The sequence below is a fragment of the Pseudomonas sp. LB1P83 genome (assembly GCF_054897885.1).
The window spans coordinates 1748817-1772801 of sequence record NZ_CM142709.1; the positions used below are offsets into that span (position 1 = coordinate 1748817).

Annotated in this window: 23 protein-coding genes; 2 read left to right on the plus strand and 21 right to left on the minus strand. The window is 60.0% G+C overall.

Annotated elements, in window-relative coordinates:
• Nucleotides 1-54: 54 nt before the first annotated feature.
• The 16 genes from hemN to ccoN (ACYZTY_RS08055) form a co-directional block, all read right to left on the minus strand.
• On the minus strand, nt 55-1437 hold the full coding sequence (hemN, locus tag ACYZTY_RS07980) for an oxygen-independent coproporphyrinogen III oxidase (protein WP_461959270.1): 1383 nt from the start codon (nt 1435-1437) through the stop codon (nt 55-57).
• 194 nt (nt 1438-1631) lie between these two features.
• The gene (locus ACYZTY_RS07985) at nt 1632-2315 is read right to left on the minus strand and encodes a sulfite exporter TauE/SafE family protein (RefSeq protein ID WP_461957992.1); all 684 of its coding nucleotides are present in this window, start codon (nt 2313-2315) and stop codon (nt 1632-1634) included.
• Complete coding sequence (gene ccoS, locus ACYZTY_RS07990; RefSeq protein ID WP_461957993.1) at nt 2308-2526, minus strand: cbb3-type cytochrome oxidase assembly protein CcoS; 219 nt, start codon at nt 2524-2526, stop codon at nt 2308-2310. The genes ACYZTY_RS07985 and ccoS overlap by 8 nt, the downstream gene beginning before the upstream one ends.
• A gap of 24 nt (nt 2527-2550) precedes the next feature.
• Nucleotides 2551-5001: a heavy metal translocating P-type ATPase gene (locus tag ACYZTY_RS07995; protein ID WP_461957994.1), complete on the minus strand. Its 2451-nt coding sequence runs from the start codon at nt 4999-5001 to the stop codon at nt 2551-2553.
• A 172-nt stretch (nt 5002-5173) separates the two neighbouring features.
• Nucleotides 5174-5713 (minus strand): FixH family protein, encoded by a 540-nt coding sequence (locus ACYZTY_RS08000; protein ID WP_109628930.1) that lies wholly within the window; start codon nt 5711-5713, stop codon nt 5174-5176.
• 11 nt (nt 5714-5724) lie between these two features.
• The gene (gene ccoG / locus ACYZTY_RS08005) at nt 5725-7134 is read right to left on the minus strand and encodes a cytochrome c oxidase accessory protein CcoG (RefSeq protein ID WP_461957995.1); all 1410 of its coding nucleotides are present in this window, start codon (nt 7132-7134) and stop codon (nt 5725-5727) included.
• A 206-nt stretch (nt 7135-7340) separates the two neighbouring features.
• Nucleotides 7341-7751: a PIN domain-containing protein gene (locus tag ACYZTY_RS08010; RefSeq protein WP_461957996.1), complete on the minus strand. Its 411-nt coding sequence runs from the start codon at nt 7749-7751 to the stop codon at nt 7341-7343.
• Nucleotides 7751-8005 carry a type II toxin-antitoxin system Phd/YefM family antitoxin gene (locus tag ACYZTY_RS08015; RefSeq protein WP_461957997.1) on the minus strand — a complete coding sequence of 85 codons (255 nt, stop codon included), beginning with the start codon at nt 8003-8005 and terminating at the stop codon, nt 7751-7753. Before ACYZTY_RS08015 ends, ACYZTY_RS08010 begins: the two co-directional genes overlap by 1 nt.
• Nucleotides 8006-8183: 178 nt before the next feature.
• Nucleotides 8184-9167 (minus strand): cytochrome-c oxidase, cbb3-type subunit III, encoded by a 984-nt coding sequence (gene ccoP, locus ACYZTY_RS08020; RefSeq protein WP_461957998.1) that lies wholly within the window; start codon nt 9165-9167, stop codon nt 8184-8186.
• Nucleotides 9164-9349, minus strand: coding sequence for a CcoQ/FixQ family Cbb3-type cytochrome c oxidase assembly chaperone (locus ACYZTY_RS08025; protein WP_003175465.1), 186 nt, complete (start codon nt 9347-9349; stop codon nt 9164-9166). Before ACYZTY_RS08025 ends, ccoP (ACYZTY_RS08020) begins: the two co-directional genes overlap by 4 nt.
• Nucleotides 9350-9354: 5 nt before the next feature.
• A complete protein-coding gene (gene ccoO / locus ACYZTY_RS08030; protein ID WP_131059970.1) occupies nt 9355-9963 on the minus strand; it encodes a cytochrome-c oxidase, cbb3-type subunit II in 609 nt (202 codons plus the stop codon).
• Nucleotides 9963-11405, minus strand: coding sequence for a cytochrome-c oxidase, cbb3-type subunit I (gene ccoN / locus ACYZTY_RS08035; protein WP_461957999.1), 1443 nt, complete (start codon nt 11403-11405; stop codon nt 9963-9965). Before ccoN (ACYZTY_RS08035) ends, ccoO (ACYZTY_RS08030) begins: the two co-directional genes overlap by 1 nt.
• Before the next feature lie 483 nt (nt 11406-11888).
• Nucleotides 11889-12842: a cytochrome-c oxidase, cbb3-type subunit III gene (gene ccoP, locus ACYZTY_RS08040; RefSeq protein WP_461958000.1), complete on the minus strand. Its 954-nt coding sequence runs from the start codon at nt 12840-12842 to the stop codon at nt 11889-11891.
• Nucleotides 12839-13039, minus strand: coding sequence for a cbb3-type cytochrome oxidase subunit 3 (locus tag ACYZTY_RS08045; RefSeq protein ID WP_461959271.1), 201 nt, complete (start codon nt 13037-13039; stop codon nt 12839-12841). The genes ccoP (ACYZTY_RS08040) and ACYZTY_RS08045 overlap by 4 nt, the downstream gene beginning before the upstream one ends.
• A 21-nt stretch (nt 13040-13060) precedes the next feature.
• Nucleotides 13061-13669 (minus strand): cytochrome-c oxidase, cbb3-type subunit II, encoded by a 609-nt coding sequence (gene ccoO, locus ACYZTY_RS08050; RefSeq protein ID WP_461958001.1) that lies wholly within the window; start codon nt 13667-13669, stop codon nt 13061-13063.
• A 10-nt stretch (nt 13670-13679) separates the two neighbouring features.
• Nucleotides 13680-15104 carry a cytochrome-c oxidase, cbb3-type subunit I gene (gene ccoN / locus ACYZTY_RS08055; RefSeq protein WP_461958002.1) on the minus strand — a complete coding sequence of 475 codons (1425 nt, stop codon included), beginning with the start codon at nt 15102-15104 and terminating at the stop codon, nt 13680-13682.
• A gap of 99 nt (nt 15105-15203) precedes the next feature.
• Between ccoN (ACYZTY_RS08055) and ACYZTY_RS08060 the strand changes: the two genes are divergently transcribed.
• Nucleotides 15204-15884 (plus strand): alpha/beta family hydrolase, encoded by a 681-nt coding sequence (locus ACYZTY_RS08060; protein WP_461958003.1) that lies wholly within the window; start codon nt 15204-15206, stop codon nt 15882-15884.
• Nucleotides 15885-16867: 983 nt separating this feature from the next.
• Nucleotides 16868-17227, plus strand: a complete 360-nt coding sequence (locus tag ACYZTY_RS08065) for a DUF6124 family protein (RefSeq protein ID WP_461958004.1) — start codon at nt 16868-16870, stop codon at nt 17225-17227.
• A gap of 110 nt (nt 17228-17337) precedes the next feature.
• On the opposite strand, the gene ACYZTY_RS08070 is transcribed toward ACYZTY_RS08065, so the two are convergent.
• The 5 genes from ACYZTY_RS08070 to acnA form a co-directional block, all read right to left on the minus strand.
• Nucleotides 17338-17757 carry a type II toxin-antitoxin system YafO family toxin gene (locus ACYZTY_RS08070; protein WP_461958005.1) on the minus strand — a complete coding sequence of 140 codons (420 nt, stop codon included), beginning with the start codon at nt 17755-17757 and terminating at the stop codon, nt 17338-17340.
• Nucleotides 17758-17763: 6 nt separating this feature from the next.
• Complete coding sequence (locus ACYZTY_RS08075) at nt 17764-17910, minus strand: hypothetical protein (RefSeq protein ID WP_461958006.1); 147 nt, start codon at nt 17908-17910, stop codon at nt 17764-17766.
• A gap of 209 nt (nt 17911-18119) precedes the next feature.
• Nucleotides 18120-19685: a methyl-accepting chemotaxis protein gene (locus ACYZTY_RS08080; RefSeq protein WP_461958007.1), complete on the minus strand. Its 1566-nt coding sequence runs from the start codon at nt 19683-19685 to the stop codon at nt 18120-18122.
• Nucleotides 19686-19788: 103 nt separating this feature from the next.
• Entirely contained in the window at nt 19789-20580 is a 792-nt protein-coding gene (locus ACYZTY_RS08085) for a lysostaphin resistance A-like protein (protein ID WP_461958008.1), read from the minus strand.
• Between the two features lie 244 nt (nt 20581-20824).
• A complete protein-coding gene (gene acnA, locus ACYZTY_RS08090; protein ID WP_461958009.1) occupies nt 20825-23566 on the minus strand; it encodes an aconitate hydratase AcnA in 2742 nt (913 codons plus the stop codon).
• Nucleotides 23567-23985 lie beyond the last annotated feature (419 nt).

Genomic DNA, 23985 nt, shown 5'->3' on the forward strand with positions numbered 1-23985 from the left:
CGGCGGCCGTCAGGCTAGCATCCGCAATCGTGCAAGAAACCTGTTTCCCAGCCATCAGATCACCCGGGAAAACCGCTGGTGATTGTGCTGTTGCAAATAGGCATCGAACACCATGCACACCGAACGCACCAGCAAGCGACCGGCGGGCAGTACGCTGATCCGCTCGTTGTCGAGGCTGATCAAGCCATCATCGGCCATGGTCAGTAGCTGAGGCCACAGTTCACCGAAGTAACCGCGAAAATCGATGTTGAAGGCCTGTTCGATGTCCGCGAACTCCAGGGTGAACGTACAGATCAACTGCTGAATCACCGCCCGCCGCACGCGGTCGTCGGCGTTGCAGATCAGGCCGCGGCTGGTCGCCAATTGCGCGACGGCGAGGGCGTTCTGGTACTGGTTCAGGTCGCTGTTGTTCTGGCAGTAGAGGTCGCCGATCTGGCTGATGGCCGACACCCCAAGCCCGATCAAATCGCAATGGCCGTGAGTGGTGTAGCCCTGAAAGTTGCGCTGCAGGGTTGATTCTTCCTGGGCAATCGCCAGCTCGTCATCGGGCAGGGCGAAGTGGTCCATGCCGATGTAACGGTAACCGGCAGCGGTCAGTTGTTCGATGGTGCGCTGGAGCATTTCCAGCTTCTGCGCCGGCGTCGGCAGTTCGTTGCTGTTGATTCGCCGTTGCGGCATGAAGCGTTCCGGCAGGTGCGCGTAGTTGAACACCGAGAGCCGATCCGGCTGCAGCGCGATGACTTCGTCGACCGTGCGGGCGAAGTTTTCCGGCGTCTGCTTCGGCAAGCCGTAGATCAGGTCGATGTTGATCGAGCGAAATTGCAGGGTCCGGGCGGCGTCGATCACGGCGCGGGTTTCTTCCAGGCTTTGCAGGCGATTGACCGCCCGTTGCACCGCCGGGTCGAGGTCTTGCAGGCCAATGCTGACGCGATTGAAGCCCAGTTCACGGAGCAGGCCCATGGTCGACCAATCGGCTTCGCGAGGGTCGATTTCGATGCCGTAGTCACCGGAATCATCGTCCAGCAGGTTGAAGTGTTTGCGTAACTGAGCCATCAACTGGCGCAGTTCGTCGTGACTGAGAAAGGTCGGGGTGCCGCCGCCGAAGTGCAGTTGTTCGACTTTTTGTGCCGGGTCGAGGTGGCAGGCGATCAGCTGGATCTCCTGCTCAAGGCGCTGCAAATAGGGCAGGGCGCGGCCACGGTCCTTGGTGATGACTTTGTTGCAGGCGCAGTAGTAGCAAATGTTCGCGCAGAACGGCACATGCACGTACAGCGACAATGGGCGCAGGGCTTTGCGGCTGTCGCGCAGGGCGTGGAACAGGTCGAACGTGCCGACCTGCCCGTCGAATTGCACCGCAGTCGGGTAAGAGGTGTAACGCGGTCCCGCCAGGTCGTAACGGCGGATCAGATCGGTGTCCCAACGAATGGCGTCGAGCATCATGCGGGCATTCCCCCGGATAGGCTGGCTGTGTCAGCGAGTCTATGGGGTGCGACGCTGGGGCATCTTGATTTGCATCAACGGTCAGGATTTGTGTTGTCAGTGAGGGCCTCTTCGCGGGCAAGCCTCGCTCCTACAAGGGATCGCAATCCCCTGTAGGAGCGAGGCTTGCCCGCGAAGGCCGCACCGCCGATCTAGTGCCCCATCAGCCAATGCTGATGCGGCCCCGGCAACGTCCAGATGCCGAATACCATCACCAGCAACCCACCGGCCATCCGCACACTACGCTTGCGCAACAACGCCGTGACCCGCTCAGCCGCCAGCCCGGTGGCCAGCAGCACCGGCCAGGTGCCGAGCCCGAACGCGAGCATCAGCAACGCACTGTCCAGCGCATTGCCCTGGCTCGCCGCCCACAGCAGCGTGCTGTAAACCAACCCGCACGGCAGCCATCCCCACAGCGCTCCCAGCAGCAATGCGCGGGGCAGGCTCGACACCGGCAGCAGTTTGTTGGCAACCGGCTGGATATGTCGCCACAGGCCGCGCCCGAGGCTTTCGATCCGGGTCAGGCCGCTCCACCAACCGGCGAGGTACAGGCCCATGGCAATCAGCAACAGTCCGGCGATCACGCGCATGAACATCGCCGCCGGGCTGTTGGCGACTGCCCATCCGGCCAGGCCTATCAGAAGCCCGGCCGTTGCATAGCTGAGAATTCGCCCAAGGTTATAGGCCAGCAGCAGGCGAAAGCGGCGGCTGCGTTGCTCCTTGGGAATCGCCAGGGTCAGCGCGCCCATCAAGCCGCCGCACATGCCCAGGCAATGCCCGCCGCCGAGCAGGCCGAGAATCACCGCAGACACCAGCAGTGGCGCCAACTCAAGCATGAGGCGGTGCCTTGTCGTCCGGTGTGGCCGAATGGCCGCTGGCTTCGTCGACCGCAGCCTTGTGGTTAGGGTCCTGGTCGTCGAACAGAATGCTGTGGGCCGGGCCGTCGAGGTCGTCGTACTGACCGCTGTCGACCGCCCAGAAGAAGATATAGACCGCGATAGCGACGATCAGCAGCGCGGCCGGGATCATCACGTAGAGAGCTGGCATGGTGAGGCTCCATGCCCGCGCGGCTCAGGCCGGCAGCGGGCGGGTTTCTGGCGTGGTGCGGGCGGCTGGCGTGCTCGGCAGGCGAGTCAGGCGCAGGGCGTTCAGCACCACGGTCAACGAACTGATGGACATGCCGACTGCGGCCCATACCGGCGTGATCCAGCCGAGGGCGGCGAACGGCAACATGAGGCCATTGTACAGCCCGGCCCACAGCAGGTTCTCGATGATTACCCGACGGGTGCGCCGCGCCAGACTGAAGGCTTGCACCAGCGCGTCGAGACGGTTCGACAGCAACACTGCATCGGCACTGGTTTTCGCCAGATCGGTGGCCGAACCCATCGCCACGCTGATATCGGCAGCGGCCAGCACCGGCACGTCGTTGACCCCGTCACCGAGCATCAACACCTTGCGGCCTTCCTTGTGCAGTTGTTGCAGGACCTGCAACTTATCGTCCGGACGCAAACCGCCCCGGGCTTCGTCGATGCCCAGTTCTGCAGCCACGCTGGCGACCATCGGCGAGGTATCGCCCGACAGCAGCAATGTGCGCCAGCCGCGAGCTTTGCAAGCTTCCAATAGCGCCGGTGCATCGGCGCGCAAACGGTCATCAAGGACAAACCACGCCAGCGGGCCCTGGCTGTCGCCGAGCAGCAACCATTGGCCTGCCTCATCGGGCATCACCGGTACAGCAGCGGCACTGAGTTCGCAGACAAAACCCGGCTGGCCGATACGCAAGCGTTGCGTGCCGACCAGGCCCTCAAGGCCAAGCCCCGGCGTGCTGAGAACTTCTTCGGCCGCCAGCGGCGCCCGGCCAAATGCACGGGCGATCGGATGTTCGGAACGGTTTTCCAGGGCGGCGGCGAGACCCAGGCATTGATCGCTATCGAGCGCGCCGAGAGGGCGGATCGAACGCAAGGCCAGGCGACCTTCGGTCAATGTGCCGGTCTTGTCGAAAATCACCGTGTCGATCTGGTTCAGACCTTCCAGCACATGACCGCGCGTCAGCAGCAAACCGAGTTTGTGCAGCGTGCCGGTGGCGGCGGTGAGGGCGGTGGGCGTGGCCAGCGACAAGGCGCACGGGCACGTCGCAACCAGCATCGCCAGGACAATCCAGAAGGCTCGCGACGAATCCAGTTCCCACCACAACAGGCCAATGCAGGCGGATGCGATCAGCGTGAGCAACAGGAACCATTGCGCGGCGCGGTCGGCGATTTCCGCCAGTCGCGGCTTCTCGGCCTGGGCGCGGTCCAGCAGGCGGACGATGGCTGACAGACGTGTATCCTGACCCAGCGCCAGCACTTCCACGGTCAACGCACCTTCAACGTTCAGGGTGCCGGCGGTGACCGCGTCGCCCTGGGTGCGCGGTTGCGGCAGGTACTCGCCAGTCAGCAGCGATTCGTCGATGCTCGATTGGCCATCGAGGATCTTGCCGTCGGCCGGCAGGATCGCGCCCGGGTGCACCAGCACTTGATCGCCGACGCGCAGTTCGCTGAGCAGGATCCGCTCGCTCTGGCCGTCAGTACTCAAACGCAAGCACGAGGCGGGCAGCAGGTTTACAAGCTGTGCGGTAGCGGCGGCGGTGCGTTCCCGGGCGCGACGTTCCAGATAACGCCCGGCCAGCAGGAACAACGCAAACATTCCCACCGCATCGAAATACAACTCGCCGACGCCGGTGATCGAGGTCCAGATCCCGGCAATGTAGGCGCTGCCTATTGCCAATGACACCGACACATCCATGGTCAGGTGACGGGTACGCAAATCGCGCATCGCCCCTTTGAAGAACGGCGCGCAACTGTAAAACACGATCGGCGTGGTGAGGAACAGCGCGACCCAGCGCAGGATGGTGTGCAGCTCGGGGCTCAAGTCGATGTTGAATTCCGGCCAGGTGGCCATGGTCGCCATCATCGCCTGGAACCACAACAAACCGGCGACACCGAGTTGGCGCAAGGCCAGACGGTTTTCGCTGGCCAGTTGTTCACTGGCGCGGTCGGCTTGATATGGGTGCGCGGCGTAACCGATGTGGCGCAATTCGCTGAGCACTTGGCTCAACGGCAATTGCGCGTCGGCCCAGCGCACGTGAAGGCGATGGTTGGACAGGTTCAGTCGCGCTTCGGCCACCGCGGGCAGGGCGCGCAGGTGTTTTTCGATCAGCCAGCCGCAGGCGGCGCAGCTGATGCCTTCCATTAACAGGGTGGTTTCGGCGAGCTCACCGTCATGGCGTACGAAAGGCTTTTGCACATCGGCACGGTCGTAGAGCGCCAACTCATCCACCAACTGCACCGGCAACGCTTCGGGGTTGGCCGATGACTCGCTGCGGTGCTGGTAGTAGCTTTCCAGCCCACCGGCCACGATCGCTTCAGCCACGGCCTGGCAACCCGGGCAGCAGAACTCGCGGGTTTCACCGAGGACTGCGGCGGTGAAGCGGCTGCCGGTTGGGACGGGCAGGGCGCAGTGGTAGCAGGGGGTTGGCGTGGTCATGTCTGTTGCCATGAGAACCATTGTGGCGAGGGAGCTTGCTCCCGTTCGGCTGCGAAGCAGTCGCTATTGCGAACTCGCGATGCCTGAAAGAATCGGTTTGCTGGTTTCAGGGGCGCTTCGCACCCCAGCGGGAGCAAGCTCCCTCGCCACAGTTGACCGTATTCACCGGAAATTACTTCTTCAGGTCTTCCGCGCCTTGCAGCGGCTCATCCCCGAGCAGCAGGTCTTTATCATGGCTGACCAGTTCTTCTTCGAACATGCGCCAGATGTGGTCGTCCTGAGTGCCCAGCAATTCAACAAAGCGGCGGCCTTCAACCTTGTCGCTCAACTGACCGATGTAACGGCCCTGTTCGGTTTCGCTGCGGGCCAGGGTGATCTTGCGATCTTTCTCCGGCTGGGTCGGCGAGATCAGGTTCAGCTCAAGGGTCTTTGGTTGGCTGTTGCCGCTCAGGCGCAGGTCGACTTCGCCGGTCACATCATCCAGGTGAACGCTGGCTCGCAACAGCAGGGTCTGGGCCAGCAACTCGCGATCAAGTGAGCGGTTGATGCCTTTGCCGGCCTCGTAGTAGTTGTCGTTGACCAGGTTATCCGGGTTGTTCACCGCGATCGTCACCATGGACAAGGTCAGGGTCACGGAACAGGCCAGGATGGCGATGATGATCCACGGCCAAAGATGCTTGTACCAAGGGCTTGCGGCGTTTGCTGCGGGCATGATCACTTCTCTCAACGAATTTGTGGGCCGATGAATCGGCTCTTGGCTTCAACGTGGATACTGTCGTCGTCGGCATCCTTGAGGATGAATTTCACCTCGTTGGTGCTCGACGGCAGTTTTTCCGGTGCGATCGACAGTTCGACCGGCTGGCTGAAAATCTCCCCGGCAGCGACTTTGATTTCACGCTTGCCTTGCAGTTGCAGGTCCGGCAAACCGGAGGCTTCCAGCACGTAGGTATGGTCGCGCTGGTCCTTGTTCATGATCTTCAGGCTGTAGACGTTTTCGATCCGGCCTTCGGCGTTCTCGCGGTACAGCACGCGGTCTTTGCTGACGTCGAAACCGACCAGCGAACGCATGAAGAACGCACCGGCCAACAATCCCATCATGGCCAGCAACACCACGGCATAGCCGATCAGGCGCGGGCGCAGTTTATGGGTTTTTTGCCCGGACAGGTTGTGCTCGGTGGTGTAACTGATCAGGCCGCGCGGGTAGTCCATCTTGTCCATGATGCTGTCGCAGGCATCGATACACGCCGCGCAGCCGATGCATTCGATCTGCAGGCCGTCGCGAATGTCGATACCGGTCGGGCAGACCTGGACGCACATGGTGCAATCGATGCAGTCGCCCAGGCCCTGGGCCTTGTAGTCGATGCCTTTCTTGCGCGGGCCACGGCTTTCACCACGGCGCGGATCGTAGGAAACGATCAGCGTGTCTTTGTCGAACATCACGCTCTGGAAGCGCGCATACGGGCACATGTAAATGCACACTTGCTCGCGCAACCAGCCAGCGTTGCCGTAGGTGGCGAGGGTGAAGAAACCGACCCAGAAATACGACCAGCCATCTGCTTCGCCGGTGAAAAAATCGATCGTCAGTTCGCGAATGGGCGAGAAGTAACCGACGAAGGTCATGCCGGTGACGAAGCCGATCAACAGCCACATCGTGTGTTTGCTGAATTTGCGCAGGAATTTGTTGGCGCTCATCGGCGCCTTGTCGAGCTTGATGCGCTGGTTGCGGTCGCCTTCGGTGACCTTTTCGCACCACATGTAAATCCACGTCCAGACGCTCTGAGGGCAGGTATAACCGCACCACACTCGGCCGGCATACACGGTAATGAAGAACAGGCCAAAGGCGCTGACGATCAAAATCCCTGAGAGCAGGATGAAGTCCTGAGGCCAGAAGGTCGCGCCGAAGATGAAGAATTTGCGCTCCGGCAGGTTCCACCAGACGGCCTGATGACCACCCCAGTTCAGCCAGACCGTACCGAAATACAGCAGAAACAACCCGGCACCGCCCATCATTCGCAGGTTACGGAACAGGCCGGTGAAGGCGCGGGTGTAGATCTTTTCTCGTGAGGCGTAGAGGTCGACGCTCGCGTTCTTGGCAGGCGGTGTAACGTCGTGTACCGGAATCTGATTACTCATCATTGCATCCCACGGCAGTGGAAAAATGCCCCGGTCAGTACATGCCGACCGCGGTCAAAAAGAGGTGTTGCAGTGGCGCAATGATACGCCTGTCGCTCTAACTCAAGGGTGCGACCTTTGGTCACGTTGGTAGAAATCAACTGACGGTGTAATGACTTGAATCAATTGACTTGTGAATTATGGACGGTTTTACGAGTGCCGACGTTTCAATCGGCCCATGGATTGATCAGGGCAACGCCGCTGGATTGAAAGTCGCCGATATTGCGAGTGACCACCGTCAAACCATGAACCAGGGCAGTCGCTGCAATCAGGGCATCGCTTTCATTTGCGCTGTCTGGCACATGCAAACCGGCACAGCGCAGGGCCACGGCGGCGTCGACCGGCAAGATTCTGGCATCGAAGGCTGGCATGACATGTCGCTTCAGCCAGGTACGCAAAACCTTTCCCTGCGCGGGGTCACGACGCTCCATTCGCAGAACCCCGGTCTCCAGCTCCTTTAGGGTAATGGCCGAAATAAACATACGTGGCGCGATGACACTTTTGGCCCAGGCGACGACGTTTGCGTCCGCCCGGGGTTTGCGTAGTTCAGAAATCACATTAGTGTCGAGTAGAAACATCAGGACAGGTCCACGGGTCGATGAGTGATCACGGCGCGCTCGGTTTCGAACTCGATATCTGCCGCTTCCGGCATCACCAATAGATCGACAATGTTGGCGTTGCTGCCGGTGAGATTCTGGTAGTCCTCAATGCTTAGCAGTACATGGGCTGGCTTGCCACGGTCGGTGATGATTACCGGACCCTGACGCGTGGCTTTTTTGGCACTGCTTGTGTCCTGGTTGAATTCACGACTGGAAATGGTGGTGATGGCCATCCTGGTTGCCCTCCTGAAGTACTTTGTAGAAACGTTACTACCAGCGGGGCCGGGTCGCAACCATGAAAGGGGACGCGTTGCTACCGCTGGTCGCTGGGGGGCGGACTTCAGGGGCAAAAAAAAAGGCCCCGCCAATTCACATTGGCGGGGCCGTTTGTTGTTGCATCAAGCGTTTGCCTTACTGAGCGTCTTCCGCCGGCGCTTTCTCACCGTGAGAGAGGCTGTAGACGTAAGCGGCCAGCAGGTGAACCTTGTCGTTGCCTTGCAGCTGTTCTTGCGCAGGCATCTGGCCCTGACGGCCGTAACGGATGGTCTGCTGCAGTTGAGCGAAGCTCGAACCGTAGATGAACCCGGCCGGGTGGGTCAGGTCAGGTGCGCCCATCGCTGGCGTACCTTTGCCTGCCGGGCCGTGGCACACCGCGCAGTTGGCGGCGAACAGCTTCTGGCCGGCAACCGGGTCGGCCTTGGTGCCTTCCGGCATTTTGCGGCCGTCGAGGTTGGTCAGCACGAACGAAGCAACGTCCGCAACGCCTTGCTCGCCGATCACGTCAGCCCACGCCGGCATGACCGCGTGACGGCCGCCCATGATGGTGGTCTTGATGGTTTCCGCTTCACCGCCCCAGCGCCAGTCGGCGTCGGTCAGGTTCGGGAAGCCATAAGCGCCTTTGGCGTCGGAGCCGTGGCAGACCGAGCAGTTGGAGGCGAACAGGCGGCCACCCATCTTCAGGGCTTGCGGGTCCTTGGCGACTTCTTCAATCGGCATGGAGGCGAACTTGGCGAAGATCGGACCGAACTTGGCGTCCGACTTGGCCATTTCCTTTTCCCACTCGTGAACGCCGGTCCAGCCGGTCTGGCCGTTGGCGAACGCGGTCTGCTTCTCGGTATCCAGGTAGTTGTAGCCGGGCAGCAGGCCTTTCCAGTTACCCAGGCCCGGGTACAACACCAGGTAGCCCAGGGCGAAGATGATGGTGCCCACGAACAGCATGAACCACCATTTCGGCAGTGGGTTGTCGTACTCCTCGATCCCGTCGAAGGAGTGGCCAACCGTTTCCTCTGTCTGCTCGGCGCGCTGGCCCTTGCGGGTAGACAGCAGCAGCCAGGTCAGGGCGAAGATGGTGCCGAGACTGAGGACTGTGACGTACAGACTCCAGAACGTAGTCATTCTTTGTTACTCCTAGAAGCTTGCTCGACGTGCTTGATGGCTTCGGGATCATCCGCGAAAGGCAGCAAGGTCGCGTCTTCAAACTCCGACTTGCGCTTGGGGCTGAACACCCACAGCGCCAGTCCGATGAAGGCCACCATCACAACAACGGTGCCCAGGCCACGAATCATCCCGATATCCATCTAAATCACCGTTTGCTTTTGATGATGGTGCCCAGGCCTTGCAGATAGGCCACCAGCGCGTCCATTTCGGTTTTGCCCTTCACAGCATCCTTGGCGCCGGCGATGTCTTCGTCGGTGTAAGGGACGCCGAGCGTGCGCAAGACTTCCAGTTTCTTGGCGGTGTCTTTGCCGTCGAGCTTGTTTTCCACGAGGAACGGGTAGGCTGGCATTTTCGACTCAGGCACCACGTTGCGCGGGTTGTACAAGTGCGCACGCTGCCAGTCATCGGAGTAACGACCGCCGACACGGGCCAGGTCCGGACCGGTACGCTTGGAACCCCACAGGAACGGGTGGTCCCAGACGCTTTCACCGGCAACCGAGTAGTGGCCGTAACGTTCGGTTTCAGCACGGAACGGGCGGATCATCTGCGAGTGGCAGCCGACGCAACCGTTGGCGATATAGACGTCACGTCCTTCGACTTCAAGGGCGGTACGAGGCTTCATGCCTTCGACCGGCTTGTTGGTGACGTCCTGGAAAAACAGCGGAACGATCTGGGTCAGGCCGCCGATGCTGACGGCGATAACCATGAAGAAGGCCAGCAGGCCAATGTTCTTCTCGACTGCTTCATGCTTCATCAGTGAGCTCCAACTACAGCAATCTGTTCAGCGGCTTTGGCTTCAGCCGGGTTCGAGGCACGTACGGTGCGCCATACGTTGTAGGCCATGAACAGCATGCCGCTGGCAAAGAACGCACCGCCCAGAGCGCGAACGATGAAACCAGGGTGGCTGGCTTGCAGGGCTTCGACGAACGAGTAGGTGAGGGTGCCGTCGTCGTTGATTGCACGCCACATCAGACCCTGGGTGATGCCGTTGACCCACATCGAAGCGATGTACAGAACGGTACCGATGGTCGCGAGCCAGAAGTGCGTGTTGATCAGGCCGATGCTGTGCATCTGCGCGCGACCGAACAGTTTCGGGATCATGTGGTAGATGGCGCCGATCGAGATCATCGCAACCCAGCCCAAGGCACCGGCGTGTACGTGGCCGATCGTCCAGTCGGTGTAGTGCGACAGCGAGTTCACGGTCTTGATGGCCATCATCGGGCCTTCGAAGGTCGACATGCCGTAGAACGCCAGCGATACCACGAGGAAGCGCAGGATCGGGTCGGTGCGCAGCTTATGCCAGGCGCCCGACAGGGTCATCATGCCGTTGATCATGCCGCCCCAGCTCGGAGCCAGCAGGATGATCGACATCGCCATGCCCAGCGACTGAGCCCAGTCTGGCAGAGCGGTGTAGTGCAGGTGGTGCGGACCGGCCCAGATGTACAGGGTGATCAGCGCCCAGAAGTGCACGATCGACAGGCGATAGGAGTAGATCGGACGCTCGGCCTGCTTCGGAACGAAGTAGTACATCATCCCCAGGAAGCCCGTGGTCAGGAAGAAACCAACCGCGTTGTGGCCGTACCACCACTGGATCATCGCGTCAGTCGCACCCGAGTAGGCAGAGTAGGACTTGAACAGGCTGACCGGCAGGGACATGTGGTTGACGATGTGCAACATCGCCGTCACGACGATGAAGGCACCGTAGAACCAGTTACCCACATAGATGTGCTTGGTCTTGCGCTTGACGATGGTGCCGAAGAACACCAATGCGTAAACGATCCAGACAATGGCCAGCAAAATTGCAAGAGGCCATTCCAGCTCAGCGTATTCCTTGGTGGTGGTGTAACCCAGCGGCAAGGTAATGCCTGCACCAACGATCACCGCTTGCCATCCCCAGAAGTGGAAGGCGGCGAGGCTGTCGGAAATCAGTCGCGTTTGGCAGGTTCGCTGCACGACGTAATAAGAAGTGGCAAACAGAGCACAACCACCGAAGGCGAAAATCACCAGGTTGGTGTGCAACGGGCGTAAGCGTCCAAAGGTCGTCCACGGCAGGCCGAAGTTCAATTCCGGCCATACGAGCTGTGAGGCGATGAAGACACCAAGCCCCATGCCAAGGATCCCCCAGACCACCGTCATGATGGCGAACTGGCGGACTACCTTATAGTTATAAGCAGTCGGACTGATTGCTGTGCTCATTCTAAGGTTCCACGGTTTGGGTGTTTTATTAGGAGTAAAAATCGGCCGCAAGTATGTAGAAAGCGGGGGGTCATTGCAACGCGCCATGACCTGGGTCAATGCTTTCCAAAGCTGATTCTGCGGCCTTTCCATGCGCCGCGTAAGGACAAAATCGGCCTCGGACAAAATGTCGCAGCGAACGAAAAGTGTGAGGGGGTCAGGTCAGTTGTTACGGGGTGTGTTCAAACACAACGTTCAGGTGATCGATGGCAATCGGCACGACAGCCGGTATCTACCAGCCTTTGCGGCTTGTCATCGAGCAGATTCGTCGAACACATCGGGTTGAGTCGACCTGGAACCGGCTCATGCCAGTTCGCATCGGAACAAGCTTAGACCCGAATCCGGGGAATCGAAAGGAGGACCAACGGAGGGGTGCGACACTTGGTCGCAAAGAGGCAGGGAACTGCCGCATCCGGGAGAATGCGGCAGCAGAGCGGTCGAGATTTATTCGCGTTTGCCTTCGGCTTGCAAGCGCTCGGTGCTCAGACCGTGCGACAAGCTGTAAACGTAAGCGGCGAGCAATTGCACCTTGTCGTTGCCGAGCAATTCGTTCTGCGCCGGCATATGGCCCTGGCGGCCATGACGAATGGTCTGTTGCAGCTGTGCCAGGCTTGTACCGTAGATGAATCCGGCCGGTTGCGTCAGGTTTGGCGCGCCCATGGCTTCAGTGCCCTGGCCCTTTGCCCCATGACAGGCTACGCACGTGGTGCTGAACGCTTGCTGTCCGGCTTGCAGGTCGGCGGTGTCGTCAGCCGGCAATGGCAGGCCGGCCAGCTCATGACGCACATACGCGGCAACGTTTTTCACGCCGGCATCACCGAGGATTTCACCCCAGGCCGGCATTGCCGCCACGCGACCGCCCATGATCGTGGTCTTGATCATCTCGGCATCACCACCCCAGCGCCAGTTGCTGTCGGCCAGGTTCGGGAAGCCGAAGGCACCCTTGGCATCCGAGCCGTGGCACACCGAGCAGTTGGAGGCGAACAGACGACCGCCCATTTTCAGCGCTTGCGGGTCCTGAGCGACTTCTTCAACGGGCATGGCGGCGAATTTGGCGAAGATCGGTCCGAACTTCGCATCAGCCTTGTTTATCTCCTTTTCCCATTCGTGAACGCCGGTCCAGCCGTCCTCGTAACCCGGCAAGACGCCTTTCCAGTTGCCCAGGCCCGGATAAAGGATCAGGTAACCCACGGCAAACACCAACGTGCCAGCGAACAGCATGAACCACCACTGCGGCAGCGGATTGTCGTACTCCTCGATGCCGTCGAAGCTGTGGCCCATGGTCTGGTCGACGCTGCCCTTGGTTTCGCCCTTGCGGGTGCCGATCAGCAGCCAGGTCAGGCCGATCAGGCTGCCGATGGTCAGTACGCAGATCCACGTACTCCAGAAGGTGGTCATGGCCGGGTACTCCTTGTTTCAGGTTCTTGGGTGGCGTCGTCGGCCAGGGGATCATCGGCGAATGGCAGCAAACGCGCTTCGGCGAAATCCGGATTGCGCTTGCTGTTGAACACCCACAACGTCAGGCCGACGAAGGCCACGAACACCACGACCGTGCCGAGGCCGCGGATCATTCCACTGCTCAATTCGCTCACTATTTCAAAGGGTATGGCCATGGCTCACCTCTTGCTCTTGATGGCAGTGCCGAGCACTTGCAGGTAGGCGACCAGTGCGTCCATTTCGGTCTTGCCCTTGAGCGAGGCCACGCTGCCGGCGATGTCGTCGTCGGTGTACGGCACGCCGAGGGTTCGCATGGCCTTGATCTTGGTTTTGGTGTGGCTGCTGTCGAGTTGGTTTGCCACCAGCCACGGGTAGGCCGGCATTTTCGATTCCGGTACCACGTTGCGCGGGTTGTACAAGTGCGCGCGGTGCCAGTCTTCGGAATAGCGACCGCCGACCCTGGCCAGGTCCGGACCGGTGCGCTTGGAACCCCACAGGAACGGATGATCCCAGACGCTTTCACCGGCCACCGAGTAGTGCCCGTAGCGTTCGGTCTCGGCGCGAAACGGCCGGATCATCTGCGAGTGGCAACCGACGCAGCCTTCGCGGATGTAAATGTCGCGACCTTCCAGTTGCAGCGCGGTGTAGGGCTTCATGCCTTCCACCGGTTTATTGGTCACGTCCTGGAAGAACAGCGGGACGATCTGGGTCAGACCGCCGATGCTCACGGCCAGGACCATCAGCAGCAACAGCAGGCCGACGTTTTTCTCGATTGTTTCGTGTTTCATGGCGGACTCCTCAGGCCATCTGCGCGGCAGCGGCGACTTCGGCAGGCTGCGAGGCCCGCACGGTGCGCCAGGTGTTGTAAGCCATCAGGAACATGCCGCTGAGGAAGATCGCACCGCCCACCAGTCGCACGACGAAGCCTGGGTGGCTGGCCACCAGGGTTTCGACGAAGGAGTAGGTCAGCGTGCCGTCTTCGTTGACTGCGCGCCACATCAGGCCCTGGGCGATGCCGTTGACCCACATCGACGCGATGTAGAGCACGGTGCCGATGGTGGCGAGCCAGAAGTGCGCGTTGATCAGGCCGATGCTGTGCATCTGCGGGCGACCGAAGATTTTCGGGATCATGTGGTACAGCGCGCCGATGGAAATCATCGCCACCCAGCCGAGTGCCCCGGCGTGAACGTGGCCGATGGTCCAGTCGGTGTAGTGGGAGAGGGCGTTGACCGTCTTGATCGCCATCATCGGCCCTTCGAAGGTCGACATGCCGTAGAACGCCAGGGACACCACGAGGAAGCGCAGGATCGGGTCGCTGCGCAACTTATGCCAGGCCCCCGAAAGCGTCATCATCCCGTTGATCATCCCGCCCCAGCTTGGCGCCAGCAGGATCAGCGACATCACCATGCCCAGCGACTGCGCCCAGTCCGGCAGCGCGGTGTAGTGCAAGTGGTGCGGGCCGGCCCAGATGTAGAGGGTGATCAGTGCCCAAAAGTGCACGATCGACAAGCGATAGGAATACACCGGACGTTCGGCCTGTTTCGGCACGAAGTAGTACATCATCCCGAGGAAACCGGCGGTAAGGAAAAAGCCTACGGCGTTGTGGCCGTACCACCACTGGACCATGGCATCGGTCGCACCGGCGTACACCGAGTAGGACTTGGTGAAACTCACCGGCAATTCAAGGTTGTTGACGATGTGCAGAATCGCCACGGTGATGATGAACGCACCGAAGAACCAGTTGCCGACGTAGATGTGTTTGGTCTTGCGCTTGGCCAATGTGCCGAAGAACACGATGGCGTAGGCAACCCAGACGATGGTGATCAGGATGTCGATCGGCCATTCCAGCTCGGCGTATTCCTTGGAACTGGTGTAACCCAACGGCAGGCTGATGGCCGCCAGCAGGATCACCACTTGCCAGCCCCAGAAACAGAACGCGGCGATTTTCGGCGCGAACAACTGGGTCTGGCAGGTGCGTTGCACCGAATAGAACGAACTGGCGAACAGGGCGCAACCGCCGAAGGCGAAGATCACTGCGTTGGTGTGCAGCGGGCGCAACCGGCCGAAACTGGTCCACGGCAAATCGAAGTTGAGTTCCGGCCAGACCAATTGGGCGGCGAGAAAAACCCCGAGCCCCATGCCGACGATGCCCCACACCACCGTCATAATGGCGAATTGGCGGACCACCTTGTAGTTGTAGGCGGTACTGATAGAAGTGTTCATGGTTCCCCATCCACGGTTCAGCCGAAGTGAGCGCGCTCGCAACAAAAAGGCAGCGCGTCCTTCGCCTGGAGTTATAGGCAGACTAAAAGCGAGGCAAGCATGGACAAAGAGCACAAGGCCAGTATTGACGGGGATCAATGGGCGCAGTGTGTGCGGGATCATGGATGGTTATGGAATGCCGCCTCTGGACCTGCATCGGCAACCCTGATCCTCGCCCACGGCGCCGGCGCACCGATGGACAGCGGCTGGATGAGCGACATGGCTGCGCGCCTTGCCGATCAAGGCGTCAACGTGGTGCGCTTCGAGTTTCCGTACATGGCGCAAAGGCGTGTTGACGGGGGCAAGCGCCCACCGAATCCGGCACCGAAACTGCTGGAATGCTGGCGTGAGGTGTATGCCGAGGTGCGACGCCATGTCACTGGGCGTTTGGCCATTGGCGGCAAGTCCATGGGCGGGCGGATGGCCAGTCTTTTGGCAGATGAGCTGGAAGCGGACGCGCTGGTGTGTCTGGGGTATCCATTTTATGCGGTGGGTAAGCCGGAGAAACCTCGGGTCGAGCATTTGGCTTCTTTACGGACTCGGACGTTGATCGTGCAAGGCGAGCGGGATGCTCTCGGTAATCGGGAGGCGGTTGAGGGGTATTCGTTATCGCCGAGTATCGAGGTGTTTTGGTTGGCGGCCGGGGATCATGATTTGAAGCCGCTCAAGGTTTCCGGGTTTACGCATGAGCAGCATTTGGCTAGCGCCGCGCAGAAGGTGGCCGAGTTTCTCAAGCACTGATCGAGATTTTGAACCGCATGAAGATCGGCTCCCTTTCCCCCTCGCCCCCTTGGGGGAGAGGGCTGGGGTGAGGGGGATGGATTTTGAACCCGCCACCTTTTTCGATCTGTGTACATATCCGTTGCTGCGGTTAAGGCCACTTAGGGTTTCGCCCTTACGGCGACTCACTTTTTTGACAAACGCCTCAAAAAAGTAAGCAAAAAAAGGCTTGCTCCTACGTTCGGCCCGCTCGCTGGGGCTCGGGGTTCCTTCGCTCCGGGATTCATCCGGGGGGCATCGCCTACGGTTTGCTTCGCTGCACCTCCTCTCGATGTGTTTGGCTTCGCCAAACGGTCGCTGCGCTCCCACCCCCGGATAAATCCCTCCACTCAGCCTTCCGACGTCGCCCGAAGATCAAAAGCGGTACTCGAGCTAACGCTCATCGTGTTGAGTGGTTAGGAACCGATTGAAGTGCTGATCAAAACCTGAGTTCAACTCGATATCCCACGTCGGCGTACCTCGCCCAAACACCTCGGTCAGTCCCCTCTCCCACGGGGAGAGGGCTAAGTGAGGGGGAAGGTTTCACTGACACGCCACCAAAACTGAAAGCTCCCCCAGCCCGGCATTTCCAGCGAATAAACACGATTGGGCGACCACGTTTAAAGTACACGAACCGTTACGCCATAAGGGCTACAACACCTTGCGTCGTTGCCTACGGCTACGCCAGAATCCGCCGGCTTACGCGGCTTGGAGAGGGCTATATCGTTTCCCTGTCACTGAAAACAGTGATCGGGTTTGGTAGCCCGATTCGAGTTGTGGTTATTGCGACACCTTCAATGCTGTCTCTTTTTTGAGGTTCAGCATTTTATGGTGGGCATGCGTGGGGCTCATTCGTGAGCGCCGGGTTTCCCAATTCGACCGGTCTACCAACCCGCGCATGGCCGCCACCCGCCGTTTGGTAGCGAGGGTGATGGCTCCCATTTTTTCGAATTGGAGTTTTATCCATGTTCAAAGCCACACCCAACCCGCCAGAAACCGATCCAACCTCCAACGACCCAGCGCTCGAGTCTCAAAAGACAAAAGAAGCCGCCGACCGCGCACTCGACTTTTACCTCGGCACTGAAATTCCGAAGTACTTTCCACCCAAGGCCCGTCCCATCTACATGGTCGATCCCACGCTCGATGACGAAACGCTGCTCGTCGAAGCCAGTGAATCACTGTCGTCAGCCAACGCCATGGCCGGCAATATCGCCAACTCGGTGAGAGGCCCGGAGCGCAAGCCGCTGCTGGCGCTGCAACAACTGATCATGTTGAACGAGCTGCTGGTGAATCGACTGCTGGACAGGCTCCGTTTGCCGCAGTAACCGCGAATAACACCAAATCAAAAACAAAAAAAACCGGATAGCTTTCACTATCCGGTTTTTTTGTTATCACCCCACTCAATGCGCGCTCCGAGAACTGGCCAGCCTGTTGGTCAGAAGTCATCGAGATCCAGGTAGATGACTTTTCCCACAACCCATGGCTCAACAATCTCGCAATGCACGGTGCGCAGGAATGAGCCCCACTCACTCCGGTTATGGGCATCCGGGCCAGTGATCGTCAGCAAAAGGTATTCATCCCGGAAAGCGTCATAGGCGTAGATAAGCCAGAAGTCGTTGTCAGGATCGTCAACCAGGGCAGTTCGATAATACTGGCGGTCTATTTTTGCCCATCGTGCCTGGATCGCTTGGGTGCTGGCCAGGTGGATGTGGTGCATATCGCTGAGGTCGAGTCGTTCGTCTCGTCCGAAAATAGCGGGCAGTTCACCGCACACTTTGTAGTTATAAAAATGAGCGGCGAAGTTTTTCCAATTGCTGATTTGTTCAAAAAGCGCAGAGATTTTGACGGCTGGCATCTATGGCTACTTTGTTATGGGTAGCTTGCCAGTGATCACATATTTATCGAACGCTTTCTGCCCATCACGCGCGGCTTGCCGGACATCAAGAAAAGTCAGTTCATCGCGAACGACTTTTTTGACCGGCTTGTCGATCTTTCTGGTGGTGGCCATCGGAGCCTCCAAAGGAGATGTATTCATGCTGACCAGCTTAAGGGATTGGGTTTCTACCGGCAAACGATAGAGCCGACCCAAAAAGTGCACCAGTCAGCGGATTCTGGCCTGTTTGTAGGGCATGGCGCCCCTATGTGTAGTCACGCGGTGAGCCACAATAAAAAACCCGGAAGCTCTCGCTATCCGGGTTTTTTGCATTACCAATTCAATCAGCGATTAAACCGCTCCACCAACGAATACTGGGTATTCGCGGTCTTGGTCAGCTCTTCACTCAACAACGCCGAGTGCTGTGCCTGTTCCGACGTCTGGTCAGCCAGTTGCGAGATGTTGCTGATGTTGCGGCTGATTTCCTCGGCCACCGCACTCTGCTCTTCAGTCGCGGCAGCAATCTGGGTAGTCATGTCGGTGATGTTGGCCACCGCTTCGCTGATCCCCACCAGCGCCTGATCCGCTTCCAGTACCCGCGCCACGCCTTCTTCGGCCTGGCGATGCCCGGCTTCCATGGTTTGCACTGCGGTGCTGGCAGTCTGTTGCAGCTTGGCGATCAGGGCGTGAATCTGCCCGGTGGATTCGCTGGTACGTTGTGCCAGTTGGCGCACTTCGTCAGCCACCACCGCAAACCCACGGCCCATTTCGCCGGCACGCGCGGCTTCGATAGCGGCGTTCAGGGCCAGCAGGTTGGTCTGGTCGGCGATGCCTTTGATCACATCGACCACGCCGCCGATTTCGTCGCTGTCCTTGGCCAGTTGGGTCACGGTCAGCCCGGTTTCACCGACCACCACCGACAAGCGCTGGATGGCTTCGCGGGTTTCGCCGGCGATGTCGCGACCGCGACCGGTCAGGCGATTGGCTTCCTGAGTGGCGTCGGCGGTGCGCTGAACGTGGCTGGCGACTTCCTGCGTGGTGGCGGCCATCTGATTGACGGCGGTGGCCACTTGTTCGGTTTCGACGCGCTGACGTTCAAGACCAGTAGAGCTGCTGTGAGCCAGGGTGTCGGATTGTTTGGCCTGGTCGCTCAGGTGCTCGGCAGTGTCTTGCAGACGGGTCAGGCAGGTTTTCAGACGCGCTTCCTGGCTGAGAATCGACATCTCCAGACGTGCCTGGGCGCCACGACTGTCGGTGTACATCTGCGCGATCAGCGGGTCGGAAGTGGTCTGCTCGGCCAGGCGCAGCAGGCGCTTGAGGCCGCGCTGTTGCCAGCTCAAGCCCAACAGGCCCAGCGGCACCGAAAGACCGGCGGCGAGGGCGAAGCCCCATTGGGAGTTGAGCGTGGCACCGATCATGAAGCTCAGCTGGCTGACCAGAATGAATGGCAGCCAGTCCTGAAGCACCGGCAGCCATTTATCGGTGGAAGGAATCGCAGACTTGCCCTGGTTGATGCGTTGGTAGAGCGCTTCGGCACGCTGGATCTGTTCGGCGGTGGGTTTGACCCGCACCGACTCGTAACCGACAACCTGATTGCCTTCGAAAACCGGAGTGACATAGGCGTTAACCCAGTAGTGGTCACCGGTCTTGCAGCGATTCTTGACAATGCCCATCCATGGCAAGCCTTGTTTCAGTGTGCCCCACATGTGCGCGAACACCGCGGCCGGGACGTCGGGGTGACGGACCAGGTTATGCGGCGCACGGATCAGTTCCTCGCGAGAAAACCCGCTGATCTCGACGAAGGCGTCGTTGCAGTAGGTAATCACGCCCTTGGCATCGGTGGTGGAAATCAACCGTTGCTGAGCCGGGAAGGTCCGTTCGCGTTGTGTGGTGGGCTGGTTGTTACGCATGGCTTTTTCAATCCGCAAGGCTTTGAGAGGTTGTCGGCGGCGTCGGGATTTAATTGAAATTATTTTTCAATAATCAGCGGCGCGTCGCAAAACGGCCATTGCATCAGCCGGCGAGCATCGGGTAAGTAAACAGTGCGAAATGCAGCAGGTTCAGACCGAAGTGGGTGGCGATGGCCGCCCCCAAACCGCCAAAACGGTAGGCCAGACCATAGCCGACACCTGCCAGACCCGCCAGCAGCACCCATTGCCAACCCGCCCCCACATGCACCAGACCGAACAACAGCGATGCGAGCAGCAGCGCCAGGTTTTCACCGTAGGGCAGGTGTTTGAACTGCCGGCTCAGACCGCCCTGGATATAACCGCGAAACAGCGCTTCCTCCACCAGCGTGACCAGCAGCAGATTGTTCAGCACCCACAACCCGGCTTGATCCGGCCACTTCGGTGCCCAACTGATCACACCCAGCACAAGTGCGCCACCCAAGGCCAGCACGGCGCTCAGAGTCAGGGCGAGTGCTGTGGCATAAGCTGAAAGGCGCAGGGAGCGCCGGCCGACAATCCACGGGCAAACCAATAACAGCCAAAAGCCGATCAGGGGTTTGTCCTGATTCAGGTACATGGAAAACGGCACGGCGTCATCGGTGAAGCGTTGCGGGTCGATGCCGCGACCGTTGTAGAAACCGGGTAGCCAGTGCATCGCCAGGGCCAGGGCCAGGATGATGAACACGGCGTGGCCGAGGTAGCGAGCGACGGGAATCTTTTGCTGACGGACCGCGAAACCGGCGACAAGCAGCAGCGCGACGGAGATGCCGGCCAGCCAGCCGAGTTGGCCGTAGGTCAGGGCGAGGGCGTAGCCGAGGGAGAGAAGGGCCAGGTAAGTCCATGGCAGGGCGAGCATAAAGTAGTCCTTAGAGGGTGAAGAACTTTTGTGGCGAGGGAGCTTGCTCCCGCTGGGGTGCGAAGCAGCCCCAAACCCGGTGACCTGATACTTCAATCAGATCGCATCGGCCTGTTTTACGACTGCTTCGCAGTCGAGCGGGAGCAAGCTCCCTCGCCACAAAGTGTGCAATGTTAGCGGGGTGCGATTATAAACAGGCCCCAATAAAAACACCGCCCGAAGGCGGTGTCTGTGTCAGCAGGCGTTACGACGCAATCAACTGCCGCAACACGTAATGCAAAATCCCCCCTGACTTGAAGTACTCGACTTCGTTGAGCGTATCGATTCGGCACAACACCTCGACTTTCTCGCGACTGCCGTCCTCGCGGGTGATGATGAGTGTCAGGTTCATCCGTGGCGTCAACTCCACGCCCGTCAAACCAAGGATGTCCAGCGTCTCCTTGCCGGTCAGGTTCAGGCTCTTGCGGTTCTGATCCAGCTTGAACTGCAACGGCAGTACGCCCATGCCCACCAGGTTGGAACGGTGAATCCGCTCGAAGCTTTCAGCGATTACCGCTTTCACACCCAGCAGATTGGTGCCCTTGGCCGCCCAGTCGCGGCTCGAGCCGGTGCCGTATTCTTGACCAGCGATCACCACCAGCGGCGTGCCCGACGTTTGATAGCGCATGGCCGCGTCGTAGATCGGCATCCGCTCCCCGGTCGGAATGTAGATCGTGTTGCCGCCTTCTTCACCACCGAGCATCTCGTTGCGAATGCGGATGTTGGCGAAGGTGCCGCGCATCATCACTTCGTGGTTGCCGCGACGCGAACCGTAGGAGTTGAAGTCCCGGGGTTCCACGCCTTTCTCGCGCAGGTACTGACCGGCCGGGCTGTCGGCCTTGATGTTGCCGGCGGGGGAGATGTGGTCGGTGGTCACCGAATCGCCGAGCAGCGCGAGGACCCTGGCACCGGCGACATCCTTGACCACGGGCGGCGGGCCGCCGATGTCATCGAAGAACGGCGGATGCTGGATGTAAGTCGAATCGTCCTGCCAGACATACGTCGCCGCTTGGGGCACTTCAATCGCTTGCCATTGCTCGTCGCCGGCAAACACTTCGGCGTATTCCTTATGGAACATGGCGGTGTTGACCTGATTGACCGCGTCGGCAATCTCTTGGGTACTCGGCCAAATGTCCCGCAGATAAACCGGATTGCCGTCCTTGTCGTTGCCCAATGGCTCGCTGCTGATGTCGGTCCGCACCGTTCCCGCCAGCGCATAGGCCACGACCAGTGGCGGGGACGCCAGCCAGTTGGTTTTCACCAGCGGATGCACCCGACCTTCAAAGTTACGATTGCCCGACAGCACCGAGGCGACAGTCAGGTCGGCAGCCTGGATGGCTTTTTCGATCGGCTCCGCCAAGGGGCCGGAGTTGCCGATGCAAGTGGTGCAGCCGTAGCCGACCAAGGCAAAACCCAGCTCATCCAGATATTGGGTCAGGCCGGCAGCCTTGTAGTAGTCGGTGACCACTTTTGAGCCTGGGGCCAGGGAACTCTTGACCCACGGTTTGCGCTTGAGGCCTTTCTCCACGGCTTTCTTCGCCACCAGCCCGGCGGCCATCATCACGCTCGGGTTGGAGGTGTTGGTGCAGGAGGTGATCGCGGCGATCACCACCGCGCCGTTTTTCAATCGATAGATCTGGCCGTCGTATTCGTAATCAGCCTCACCGGCCAGATCGGCATTGCCCACCGCCACGCCACCGCCGCCTTCACTTTCCAGGCGACCGACTTCCTTGCTGGTGGGTTTGAATTGCAGGTCGATGAAGTCACTGAACGCTTGCGCGACATTCGGCAGCGATACCCGGTCCTGCGGGCGTTTCGGCCCGGCAAGGCTGGCTTCGACGCTGCCCATGTCCAGCGCCAGCGTGTCGGTGAACACCGGTTCCTGGCCCGGCAGGCGCCACAGGCCCTGGGCTTTGCTGTAGGCCTCGACCAGTTTCACGGTTTCGAATGGGCGACCGGACAGCCGCAGATACTCGAGCGTGATGTCGTCCACCGGGAAGAAGCCGCAAGTGGCGCCGTACTCAGGGGCCATGTTGGCGATGGTCGCGCGGTCGGCCAGCGGCAGATCGGCGAGGCCGTCACCGTAGAACTCGACGAATTTGCCGACCACGCCTTTCTTGCGCAGCATCTGCGTGACGGTCAGCACCAGGTCGGTGGCGGTGATGCCTTCCTTGAGCTTGCCGGTGAGTTTGAAGCCGATCACTTCCGGAATCAGCATCGACACCGGCTGGCCGAGCATCGCCGCTTCCGCTTCAATCCCGCCGACGCCCCAGCCGAGTACGCCGAGGCCGTTGATCATGGTGGTGTGGGAGTCGGTGCCGACCAGGGTGTCGGGGAAGGCGTAGGTGCGGCCGTCCTCGTCCTTGGTCCAGACCGTGCGGCCCAGGTATTCCAGATTGACCTGGTGGCAAATGCCCGTGCCCGGCGGTACCACGCTGAAGTTGTCGAAGGCGCTCTGGCCCCAGCGCAGGAACGCGTAACGCTCACCGTTGCGCTGCATTTCGATGTCGACGTTCTGTTCAAAGGCGCTGGAACTGCCGAATTTGTCGACCATCACCGAGTGGTCGATCACCAGGTCCACCGGTGACAGCGGATTGATACGCTGCGGGTCGCCGCCGGCCTTGGCCATGGCGGCGCGCATGGCGGCCAGGTCGACCACGGCGGGAACGCCGGTAAAGTCCTGCATTAATACCCGCGCGGGACGGTATTGAATTTCGCGGTCGGAGCGACGCTCCTTGAGCCAGGCGGCAATTGCCCGAAGGTCGGCGCCGGTGACGGTTTTTTCATCTTCCCAGCGCAGCAGGTTTTCCAGCAGCACTTTCAACGACATCGGCAGCTTGTCCAGATCGCCCAGGCTTTTGGCGGCATCCGGCAAGCTGAAATAGTGATAGGTCTTGTCGTCGATTTGTAAGGTTTTAAGGGTTTTCAGGCTATCGAGGGACGGCATTGAAATGACTCCTTTGGGTCCGCACGGCTACGGACTGACGGGACAGACAGAGCCCTTAACCTAGCCCTGTTCATTCGTTAAAGCTAATAACTGGACTCTATGGCCAAGTCTCAGGGTCTGTTAACGCTTGCTGACGAGCCGCGTTGCGATGCCAAAGTGCGCGAGGCAAGGCGCGGGATGCCGCCAATGGTTGTTCCCTTAGCAAATCCCGCAACGCAGCCTCGCACACTTTGGCGCGCAACCCGAAGGGACGCGCCCCATTTGGCGCTGGGCGGCGTTGCTCGGAACTTATTTGGAACAACCAAACTGCGTTCCTCGCGTCTTGCCCAGCGCCAAATGGGGCAGCGTCGCGGTCGTCAGCAAGCGTTAACAGACCCTGGGTTCCGAACTCGGCTATCATGCGCCGGTTTTCGTGACAG